This window comes from Streptomyces sp. NPDC001709, assembly GCF_053596375.1.
Genome location: NZ_JBSFGB010000027.1, coordinates 50437 through 61262, shown reverse-complemented (window position 1 = coordinate 61262; position 10826 = coordinate 50437). Strand labels below are relative to the sequence as shown.

The window sequence follows — 10826 nt, the reverse complement described above, 5'->3', positions numbered from 1 at the left end:
GTCTGAAAGGAACCGCCATGTCCATCGAGATCACCAAGGTCACCGCACGCGTCGGCGCCCGTGTCTCCGGCGTCGACATCACCCGGCCGCTCGCCCCGGAAGAGGTGGCCGAGATCCGTGAGGCCCTGAACGTCCACAAGGCGCTCGTCTTCGACGCGGGCGGCCTGGACGACGCCGGCCAGCAGGCCTTCGCCCGGCACTTCGGCGACCTCACCACGGCCCACCCGACGGTCGGCGCGGTCGACGGCGCCCCGAACGTGCTGCCCGTGGACAGCGAGCGGGGCCGGGCCAACCACTGGCACACCGACGTCACCTTCGTCCTCAACCCGCCGCAGGCCAGCACCCTGCGCTCGATCACGATCCCGCCGTACGGCGGCGAGACCCTGATCGCGAACGCGGCCGCCGCCTACCGGGACCTGCCCGAGCCGCTGCGCCGCCTCGCCGACACGCTGTGGGCCGAGCACACCAACGACTACGACTACGCCGTACCGGACGAGGAGATCGACGAGGAGCAGGCCGCCCAGCGCGCCCAGTTCACGTCCATCGGGTACCGCACCGCCCATCCGGTGGTCCGGGTGCACCCGCTGACCGGGGAGCGCGGCCTGTTCATCGGCGGGTTCGCGCAGCGGATCGTGGGCCTGTCGACCGGCGAGTCCCGCAAGATCCTGGACCTGTTCCAGGCGTACGTCACCCGCCCGGAGAACATCCTGCGCCACCGCTGGGCGGAGGACGAGCTGGTGCTCTTCGACAACCGGATCACCCAGCACTACGCCATCGACAACTACGACGGACGGCCGCGCCGGCTGCACCGGGTGACCGTCGCCGGTGACGTCCCGGTCGGCGTCGAGGGCAAGGAGAGCTACTCGATCGAGGGCGACGCCTCGCACTACACCCCGGTGTCGGCAGCCGCGTAGTCGTCCGTTCACCCTGCGTGTGGCGAGTGTCCGGATACTGGGCGGCCCCTCCGTGTGAGCGGACGGGCCGCCCAGACTGGCGGGGTTTTTGCCCGCCCATTGCCTTCGCCCGGGAGAGCCGCGCCCATGCCCACCAGCACCACCACGGAGACGCCGCCGCAGGAACAGGGCGCCTCCCTCTCCCACGGCCTCAAGCAGCGCCACCTGTCGATGATCGCCCTGGGCGGCGTCATCGGTGCCGGCCTGTTCATCGGCTCCGGCGCGGGCATCGCCGCCGCCGGCCCGTCCATCGTGGTCGCCTACACGCTCTCCGGCCTGCTGGTGATGCTGGTGATGCGGATGCTCGGCGAGATGTCGGCCGCCTACCCGTCGTCCGGTTCCTTCTCCGCGCACGCCGAGCGGGCGATCGGCCCCTGGGCGGGCTTCGCGGCCGGCTGGTCGTTCTGGGTGCTGCTGTGCACGGCCGTCGGCCTGGAGGGCATCGGCGCCGCGCACATCGTCTCCGGCTGGCTGCCCGGCACCCCCGAGTGGCTCTGGGTGGCGCTGTTCATGGTCGTCTTCTGCGGGGCGAACCTGGCCGCCGTGAAGAACTTCGGCGAGTTCGAGTTCTGGTTCGCCGCGCTGAAGGTCGGCGCGATCAGCCTGTTCCTGATCCTGGGCGTGCTCGCCATCGCGGGCGTGCTGCCCGGCACGGACGCCCCCGGCACCTCGAACCTCACCCATTTCCTGCCGCACGGCGGCAACGGCCTGATCATCGGCCTGCTCGCGTCCGTCTTCGCCTACGGCGGCCTGGAGACGGTCACCATCGCGGCGGCCGAGTCGGAGAACCCGGTCAAGGGCGTGGTGTCCGCCGTCCGTACGGCGATGTGGCGCATCGCGCTGTTCTACATCGGCTCGATGGCGGTCGTCGTCACCCTGGTCCCGTGGGACTCCAAGGAGGTCGTGACGAAGGGCCCGTACGTCGCCACGCTCGACCACCTCGGCATCCCCGGCGCGGGACAGCTGATGAACGTGGTGGTCTTCGCCGCCCTGCTGTCCGCGATGAACGCCAACATCTACGGCTCCTCGCGCATCGCCTACTCGCTGGTCGAGCGCGGGCAGGGCCCGAAGGTGCTGGCGAAGCTGTCCGGCGGGGTCCCCCGGATCGCCGTCCTCACCTCCTGCTTCTTCGGGTTCGTCTGTGTGGTGCTCAGCTACTGGCGCCCGGACGACGTCTTCCCGTGGCTGCTGAACATGATCGGCGCGGTCATCCTGGTCGTCTGGGTCTTCATCGCGGTCTCCCAGCTGCTGCTGCGCCGCCGCGTGGAGCGCGAGGCCCCCGAGAAGCTGGTCGTGCGCATGTGGGCGTTCCCCTGGCTGACCTGGGCGGCGCTGGCCGGCATGGCCGCGATCTTCGTCCTGATGGCCCGCGAGCAGGACACCCGGGTCCAGCTGTACTCCACCGGTGGCATGACCCTGTTCCTGGCGGCGGTCGGCTACGTCTGGCAGCGGGCCCGCGCCAAGCGCTGACCCCTCCTCGGCAAGGCCCCCGCGTACGACACGCGGGGGCCTTTGTGTTGTCCGCACGCTCTTGTTGCTAGCGTGTAGTTGCAAGCTTTTTGCAATAAGGTTCCGGAGGGGATCACCCATGCCCGTCTACACGCTGCCCGACCTGCCCTACGACTACTCCGCGCTGGCCCCCGTGATCAGCCCGGAGATCATCGAGCTGCACCACGACAAGCACCACGCGGCCTATGTGAAGGGCGCCAACGACACGCTGGAGCAGCTCGCCGAGGCGCGGGACAAGGAGTCGTGGGGCTCGGTCAACGGCCTGGAGAAGAACCTGGCCTTCCACCTCTCCGGCCACATCCTGCACAGCGTCTACTGGCAGAACATGACCGGTCCGAAGGACGGCGGCGGCGAGCCGCTCGCGGCCGACGGCGTGGGCGAGCTGGCGGACGCGATCACGGAGTCCTTCGGCTCCTTCGCCGCCTTCAGGACCCAGCTGTCCAAGGCCGCGGCCACCACCCAGGGCTCCGGCTGGGGCGTGCTGGCGTACGAGCCGCTGAGCGGCCGCCTGATCGTGGAGCAGGTCTACGACCACCAGGGCAACGTCGGCCAGGGCTCCACCCCGATCCTGGTCTTCGACGCCTGGGAGCACGCCTTCTATCTCCAGTACCGCAACCAGAAGGTGGACTTCGTCGAGGCCATGTGGCAGGTCGTGAACTGGCAGGACGTCGCCCGCCGTTACGAGGCCGCCAAGTCCCGCGGGAACGCCCTGCTGCTCGCTCCCTGAGCCCCCGAGTCGTCCTGCCTCGTGATCGTCTTCTCACCCTTCACGGCGGCAGGCGGATGAACGGAAAACCCCGTGAGGACCTGACTCACGGGGTTTTCCCATACCCGCAGGGCAGGTTGAGCGAGAGCAGCGACCCCGGCATGCGAGGGCCGGGCGAGAGGCGCAGGATGAAGATATGTCCGACCAAGACATCGCACGCCGCGGCAGGCGGCGACTCGTCCGGACGGCGGCCTCGGTCGCACTGGCCGCGTCCGCGCTGCTGCCGGCCACCGGTTCCGCACTGGCCGCGCCCAAGGACGACACGGTCGCCCTGCAGACGCTCGATGACATCGTCAAGGGCGACTACAAGGCCGCCACCGCCCACTTCGACACGACCATGCACAAGCGCCTGCCACCGGACGCGCTCGAAAAGGCGTGGAAGAGCTACCAGACCCAGTTCGGGCGCTATCAGTCGCACCGGAAGCCCAAGGACACCAAGTCCGGCCGGTTCACCGTGGTCAGCGTGCCCCTGCGCATGCAGCACGGGCCCGGCGAGTTCCGCCTGAGCTTCGACAAGACCGGGGCCGTCAGCGGCCTGTTCTTCCTCAAGCCGGGCGTACCGATCCCGAAGTCACCGTAGGCGGGAACGGGCCCGGCGCCGAGCGGCACCGGGCCCGTGCACCGACCTGGACTTACAGGTTGCTGAAGTCCGGCCCCTTGGTGCGGGTGCGCTTGATCTCGTAGAAGCCCGGCACCGAGGCGACCGCCACCGCGCCGTCCCACAGACGGGCCGCCTCCTCGCCCTTCGGGGCGGGGGTGACGACCGGGCCGAAGAAGGCGATCTGCTCGCCGTCGGGGCCGGGCAGGGCGATGACCGGGGTGCCGACGTCCTGGCCGACCTTCTCGATGCCCTCCTTGTGGGAGGCGCGCAGCTCGGCGTCGAACTCGAAGTCCTGCTGGTCGGCGTAGTCGATGAGGTCGGCGGGCAGGCCGACGTCCGCGAGGGCGCCCGCGATGGCCTCCACGGTGGGGCCCTCGCCGTTGTTGTGGATGCGGGTGCCGAGCGCGGTGTAGAGCGGGCCGAGGATGTCGTCGCCGTGCTTCTGCCAGGCGGCGGTGACCACGCGCACCGGCTGCCAGGCCTTGGTCGCGAGCATCTCCCGGTACTCCTCGGGCAGCTCGTCCAGCTTGTTCTCGTTGAGTACGGCCAGGCTCATGATGTGCCACCGGATCTCGATGTCACGGACCTTCTCGACCTCCAGCACCCAGCGGGAGGTCATCCAGGCCCAGGGGCACAGCGGGTCGAACCAGAAGTCGACGGGGGTCTTGCCGGACTCGGACATGGCTCTCCTCAGCGAAAGACTCTTTTCAACCCTCAACGACGTCCTCCCGACCCGCATTCCCTGCTGCCCGCCGTCAGGGGCGCATGGCAGGATCGGTCCTGTTCAGCCCTCATCCACGCGATCACAAGGGAGTGCCGTCCGTGCCCGGTGAGAATCTGTCCCGCGACGAGGCCCGGGAGCGGGCCGCCCTGCTGTCCGTCGACGGGTACGACGTGTCCCTGGACCTCAGGTCCGCCGTCGGCGGCGGGGAGGGCGAGCCGCGCACCTTCCGCTCGGTGACCACGATCCGCTTCCGCTGCAACGAGCCGGGCGCGTCGACCTTCGCCGATCTGATCGCGCCGCGGGTGACCGCCGTCTCGCTGAACGGCCGGGACCTGGACCCGGGCGAGGTCTTCGACGGCGCACGGATCGCGCTGGAGGACCTGGCCGCGGAGAACGAGCTGGTGGTGGACGCCCAGTGCGCCTACTCCCGCACCGGCGAGGGCCTGCACCGCTTCGTCGACCCCGAGGACGGCGAGGTCTACCTCTACACCCAGTACGAGCCGGCCGACTCCCGCCGCGTCTTCGCGAACTTCGAGCAGCCGGACCTCAAGGCGCCGTACCGCTTCGAGGTGCGGGCGCCGGAGGGCTGGACGGTGTGGAGCAACGGCGCGGGCGAACTGGCCGACGGCGTCTGGCAGTTCGCCGAGACCAAGCCGATCTCGACGTACATCACCTGTGTGGTGGCGGGGCCGTACCACTGCGTCACGGACTCCTACACCCGCACCTTCGAGGACGGCACCAAGCTGGAGATCCCGCTCGGCGCGATGTGCCGCAAGGGTCTCGCCCCGCACTTCGACGCCGACGACGTCTTCCTGGTCACCAAGCAGGGCCTGGACTTCTTCCACGACCACTTCGACTACCCGTACCCGTTCGGGAAGTACGACCAGGCGTTCGTGCCGGAGTACAACCTGGGCGCGATGGAGAACCCGGGTCTGGTGACCTTCCGCGAGGAGTTCATCTTCCGCGGCAAGGTGACGCAGGCGTCGTACGAGGGCCGGGCCAACGTCATCCTGCACGAGATGGCGCACATGTGGTTCGGCGACCTGGTCACCATGGAGTGGTGGGACGACCTGTGGCTGAAGGAGTCCTTCGCGGACTTCATGGGCACTTTCGCCAACGTCGGCGCGACCCGCTTCAAGGACGCCTGGATCACGTTCGCCAACCGCCGCAAGGCGTGGGCGTACCGGGCGGACCAGCTGCCGTCCACGCATCCGATCACGGCGGACATCCGTGACCTGGAGGACGCCAAGCTGAACTTCGACGGCATCACGTACGCCAAGGGCGCCTCGGTGCTCAAGCAGCTGGTGGCGTACGTCGGCCAGGACGCGTTCCTGGAGGGCGCCCGCCGCTACTTCAAGCGCCACGCGTACGGCAACACCCGCCTCGGCGACCTGCTGTCGGTGCTGGGCGAGACCAGTGGCCGGGACATGTCGGCGTGGGCGCGTTCGTGGCTGCAGACGGCCGGGGTGAACTCGCTGACGCCGCAGGTGCTGCTGGACGCCGAGGGCCGGGTGGCCGAACTGGCGGTGGTGCAGGAGGCACCGGAGTCGCACCCCGAGGAGCGCCCGCACCGGATCGCGGTGGGCCTGTACCGGCGCACGCCCGAGGGCGCGCTGGAGCGGTACGCGCGCGTGGAGACGGACGTGCACGAGCCGCGTACGGTCGTCGCGGAGCTGGCGGGCGCCGAGGCGCCGGAGCTGGTCCTGGTCAACGACGACGATCTGACGTACTGCAAGATCCGCTTCGACGAGACCTCGCTGGACACGCTCCGGGCGCACCTGGGCCTGCTGACCGACCCGCTGGCCCGTGCCCTGTGCTGGTCGGCGCTGTGGAACATGACGCGGGACGCGCTGCTGCCGGCGCGGGACTTCGTCGATCTGGTGCTGCGGTTCGCGGGCCGCGAGTCCGACATCGGTGTGCTGCAGATGCTGCACGCGTGGGCGGACTCGGCGCTGGTGCACTACGCGGCGCCGGAGTGGCGCGCAAGTGGCGGCGGGCTGCTGGCCGAGGGTGCGCTGCGGGAGCTGCGGGCGGCCGAGCCGGGCAGCGAGCACCAGCTGGCCTGGGCGCGGTTCTTCGCGACCGTGGCCAGTGCCGAGCCGGACCTGAGGCTGCTGCAGGACCTGCTGGACGGCACGACCTCGATCGACGGTCTGGAGGTGGACCAAGAGCTGCGCTGGGCGTTCCTGGAGCCGCTGGCCGCGCACGGGGCGGCGGACGAGTCGGCGCTCGCGGCCGAACTGGCCCGCGACGACACGGCGTCGGGCAAGCGCCACCAGGTGCGGTGCCTCGCGGCGCGCCCGTCGGCGGCGGTCAAGGCACAGGCGTGGGCGCAGGTCGTGGAGTCCGATGCGCTGTCGAACGCGCTGGTGGAGGCGACGATCGCGGGCTTCGGCCGGCCTTCGCAGCGGGAGCTGACCGCGCCGTACGCGCAGAAGTACTTCGCGGCGATCGAGCGGGTGTGGCGGGAGCGGTCGATCCAGATCGGCATGGATGTCGTGCGGGGCCTGTTCCCGGCGCTCCAGGACCGTCCGGAGACCCTGGAGGCGACGGACGCGTGGCTGGCGGCGCACCAGGACGCGGCGCCCGCGCTGCGCCGGCTGGTGCTGGAGGCGCGGGACGACCTGGCGCGGGCGCTGCGCGCACAGGAGTGCGACGCGACGGCGACCGCCGGCTGACAGTGGCCGGCACCGGCTGACATCCGGCCGACCTTTGGCCTGAGCTTGGGCCGCCGGTGACCGTTACGGAATTCGGTCAATCGGAACCGTAACCCCTGGTCCGCACCCGATCGGACCAGGGGTTTCCCGTCCCTACTCGGCATCCGAACACCTGACCTTTAGTCCCCTCTTGTCCGCATTTTTCGACGGGCGTGTAACAGCGGTTAAGGGTGGGACCTGGTGTGGGAATCCCGTCGCCATGACCCACAACACCCCGCTCTCCCCCCGCCCCCTCCGCCACCTCTCCGAGGTCCACCGCCGGGTCCTGACGGCGGCTCAGCTCCGCTCGCACGGTGTGACGACGGCCGAGCTGACCGAGCAGTGCCGCCCCGGCGGCCCCTGGCAGCTGCTGCTGCCGAACGTGGTGCTGCTGCACCCCGGTCCGCCGACGAGCGAGGAGCGCCTGCACGGGGCCCTGCTGTACGCGGCCCGCGAGTCCGCGCCGGGCGTCCCGGCCCAGCCGACGGCGGAGGACCCGCACCGCCCGGTCTACGCGGAGGCGATGATCACGGGCCTCGCCGCCCTCACCCTCTACGGCTTCTCCGCCACCCCGCCGCTGGTCTCCCTGGACCGCGTCGACGTCCTGGTCCCGCGGCTGCGCCGGCTGCGCACCTCGGGCTATGTCCGCGTGCTGCGCACACCCGCCCTGCCCACGCCGAACGCGGTGTCGGGCCTGCCGCTGGCGCCGGTGCCGCGGGCGCTGGCGGACGCGGTGGCGGAGCTGGAGGACGCGGCGACGGTACGGCGGCTGCTGACCGAGGCGGTGCGCGGCGGCCACTGCGAACCGGCCTCGATCGTCCGGGAGTTGACCCACGCCAAGCTGCTGAACCGCCCGCACGTGGTGGACGCGGTGGACGCACTCGTGGCGGAGGGCCGCTCGATCGCCGAGGACCGCCTGTACCGGATGGTCAGCGAGTACGGGCTGCCCGACCCGGTCTGGAACGTCGACCTGCGCCTGCCCGGCGGCCCGCACCTGGGCGGCCTGGACGCGTACTGGCCCGACCAGGCGGTGGCGGTGGAGCTGGACACCAGGGCCCCGCGCCAGGACGAGGACGCGCTGTGGTCGGAGTACGCCCGCAAGCGCGAGCACCTGGAACGCCTCGGGATCACGGTCGTGTACATCACCCCGAAGAAGCTCCGGGTCGGCATGGAACAGCAGGCGGCGGTGGTGCGTACGGCCCTGATGGCGTCCGCCGACCGCGACCCGGCCGCGTACGTCGTGGTGCTTCCCCGGTAGTGACGGACCGGGAGGCATCAGGAGGGCCGCACCGAGCCCTCAGGAGGGGAGAGGAGGGGCCACCGGGGCCGATCCCGGTGGCCCCTCCTCGTGTGCCGGGCCGTTCACCCGAACGGACGAGTCTCGCGGGCGGTGCCGTCCGGGCCGCGAAAGATGAGAGGTATGCGACATACCCGGACAGCCGCGCGTTCGGCGGCCCTCGTGGCCACGGCCTGCCTCGTCGCCGCCCCCGGCACGGCACAGGCGGCGCCCCGGACGGCACCCGTGGGCTATGTGGCCCTCGGTGACTCCTACTCCGCCGGGCTCGGTGCCGGCGACTACCTCCCCACGGGCACGAACTGCAAGCGCAGCGGCCGGGCGTACCCGATCCTGTGGGCCTCGGCGCACAAGGTGGCGGCCTTCGCCTTCGCCGCGTGCAACCACGCCCGGACGAGCGACGTCCTGTCCGGCCAGCTCGGTGCGCTCGGCGCGGGCACCAGGCTGGTCACCCTCACCGTCGGCGGCGGCGACGCGGGCTTCGTCGGCGTCATGACGACCTGCGCGCTGGGCGGCACCAGCCGCTGCCTGTCAGCCGTCGCCGCCGCCCGCGCCACGGTGGACAGGTCCCTCGGGGACAGCCTCGACCGGCTCTACTCGGCCATCAGGGACCGGGCACCCGCCGCCCGTGTCGTGGTGCTCGGCTATCCGCACCTGTACCACCTCAAGGGCACCTGCGAGGTCGGCCTCCAGGACCGGGCACGCGCCGCCATCAACGACGGCGTGGACCACCTCGACACGGTGATCGCCCGGCGCGCCGCCGCCCACGGCTTCGTCTTCGCCGATGTCAGGGCCGCCTTCGCCGGCCACGAGATCTGCTCCCGGGCCCCCTGGATGCGCGGCGTCGACGTGCCGGCCCCCACCGAGTCGTACCACCCGACGGCGCCGGGACAGTCGCTCGGCTACCTTCCGGCCCTGGACCGGGCCACCTGAGCGGGGCCGGCCCGGCTACCGCGGCTCGGGCAGCGTCGGCAGGCGCGAGGCCTCCAGGTGGACGCCGTCCAGCAGCGCGGCGTACGCCGCGATCATGCGTGTACGGCTGAAGCGTTCACGGCTGGCCGCCAGTGCCGGGGCGATGTCGGCGCGGGCGGCGACCGCCGCTGTCCAGGCCAGGGCGATGGTCTCCGGGTCCTGCGGGGTCACGAAACCGTGGCCCCGTACGATCTCCGCGCTGTCGCCCACGTCCGTCGTCACGGGGACGGCGCCGCACATCATGCCCTCGATCAGGCACAGCGGCGCCGCCTCGCCCGAGGCGGAGGTCAGGGCGACGACGTCGGCGCCGGCGTAGACGCTCTCCATGTCGCGGCGCACCCCGAGGAGGTGAATCCTTTCCGCGAGGTGCCGGTCCGCGCCGAACGCGATCTCGGTGTCGGCCCACAGGGCCGGGTTGGCGTCGTTCATGCCCGCGCCGCACATCAGGACGTGCCCCTCGGGCTCGCGGGCGAGCCAGGCTCGGGCCGCGCGGAGCAGTAGGGGGACGTTCTTCATCGCGGCGTACCGGGCCGCGAAGACGACCACGGGCGCACGGTCGGGGATGCCGAGCGAGGCGCGGAAGGCGAGCCGCGCGGCCGCGTCCGGGCGGAAGCGGAGCAGGTCGACACCGTTGGGGATGACGTGCAGCAGCCGGGACGGGATGCCGGCGGCCTCGTAGGCGGCCCGGGTGGACTCGGCGCAGCACACGCACGCGGCCACCGTGCCGTCGGCGATGGCGGCCTTCAGCTCCTCCAGCGCGGGGCCCTGGTTCTCCGGGTCGGAGCGGTGCAGGCCGACCACGACCGGGCGGCGGGGCAGGCCGGCCTGGTTCAGCAGGGCCAGCGGCTGCTCCTTCAGGGAGAGGATCACATCCGCCCCGGCCATCGCCCTGGCGGTTTCGGCCAGCTCGGGCCCGCTGAAAACGTTCGCCGCGAGCGACCCGTCCACCAGGCCCGCGCTGCGGCCGAGCGAGGTGACGCCGACGCCGCCGGCGGTCAGCGACCGGTAGCAGTGGTCGTCCTCCATGCGCTGCCGGGTGGCCTCGCGATGGACCTCGCCATGGATGCTGAGTACCTGGTGGGACTGGCCGCCCTCGGCCAGTCCCAGTACGACGTCGCTGTGCACGATCCGGGCCCCTCCGGAGAAGAAGCCCTCGTAGACCGACAGCACACGCAGTCCGTGCATCGCGCGCACACGACCACCCGCCTTGCATAAATGATCGAGAAGATCGAGCCATCCCCGTCCAGAGCGGGTTAGCCGATATGAGGCGGTACGGACATTGCGTACGGGTTAACACGGAACGACGCGAAT

Annotated in this window: 9 protein-coding genes; 7 read left to right on the top strand and 2 right to left on the bottom strand. The window is 71.3% G+C overall.

The annotated features are described in order from the left end of the window. The first annotated feature begins 17 nt into the window (after positions 1-17). The 4 genes from ACWC0C_RS32605 (at position 18) to ACWC0C_RS32590 (ending at position 3808) form a co-directional block, all read left to right on the top strand. The gene (locus ACWC0C_RS32605; protein WP_450867693.1) at positions 18-914 is read left to right on the top strand and encodes a TauD/TfdA dioxygenase family protein; all 897 of its coding nucleotides are present in this window, start codon (positions 18-20) and stop codon (positions 912-914) included. A 126-nt stretch (positions 915-1040) separates the two neighbouring features. Continuing rightward, complete coding sequence (locus ACWC0C_RS32600) at positions 1041-2423, top strand: amino acid permease (RefSeq protein WP_450867691.1); 1383 nt, start codon at positions 1041-1043, stop codon at positions 2421-2423. A 118-nt stretch (positions 2424-2541) separates the two neighbouring features. Further along, positions 2542-3189: a superoxide dismutase gene (locus ACWC0C_RS32595; protein WP_450867689.1), complete on the top strand. Its 648-nt coding sequence runs from the start codon at positions 2542-2544 to the stop codon at positions 3187-3189. Between the two features lie 175 nt (positions 3190-3364). Beyond that, complete coding sequence (locus tag ACWC0C_RS32590; RefSeq protein WP_450867687.1) at positions 3365-3808, top strand: DUF3887 domain-containing protein; 444 nt, start codon at positions 3365-3367, stop codon at positions 3806-3808. A 52-nt stretch (positions 3809-3860) separates the two neighbouring features. On the opposite strand, the gene ACWC0C_RS32585 is transcribed toward ACWC0C_RS32590, so the two are convergent. Beyond that, the gene (locus ACWC0C_RS32585) at positions 3861-4511 is read right to left on the bottom strand and encodes a mycothiol-dependent nitroreductase Rv2466c family protein (protein ID WP_449195154.1); all 651 of its coding nucleotides are present in this window, start codon (positions 4509-4511) and stop codon (positions 3861-3863) included. Positions 4512-4651: 140 nt separating this feature from the next. Between ACWC0C_RS32585 and pepN the strand changes: the two genes are divergently transcribed. The 3 genes from pepN to ACWC0C_RS32570 all read left to right on the top strand — a co-directional run bounded on the left by pepN (position 4652) and on the right by ACWC0C_RS32570 (position 9476). After that, complete coding sequence (pepN, locus tag ACWC0C_RS32580) at positions 4652-7231, top strand: aminopeptidase N (protein ID WP_450867685.1); 2580 nt, start codon at positions 4652-4654, stop codon at positions 7229-7231. A 238-nt stretch (positions 7232-7469) separates the two neighbouring features. Further along, positions 7470-8507, top strand: coding sequence for a hypothetical protein (locus tag ACWC0C_RS32575; protein ID WP_450867683.1), 1038 nt, complete (start codon positions 7470-7472; stop codon positions 8505-8507). Positions 8508-8669: 162 nt separating this feature from the next. Further along, a complete protein-coding gene (locus tag ACWC0C_RS32570; RefSeq protein ID WP_450867682.1) occupies positions 8670-9476 on the top strand; it encodes an SGNH/GDSL hydrolase family protein in 807 nt (268 codons plus the stop codon). Between the two features lie 15 nt (positions 9477-9491). On the opposite strand, the gene ACWC0C_RS32565 is transcribed toward ACWC0C_RS32570, so the two are convergent. Then, on the bottom strand, positions 9492-10685 hold the full coding sequence (locus ACWC0C_RS32565; protein ID WP_450867762.1) for a glycosyltransferase: 1194 nt from the start codon (positions 10683-10685) through the stop codon (positions 9492-9494). Positions 10686-10826 lie beyond the last annotated feature (141 nt).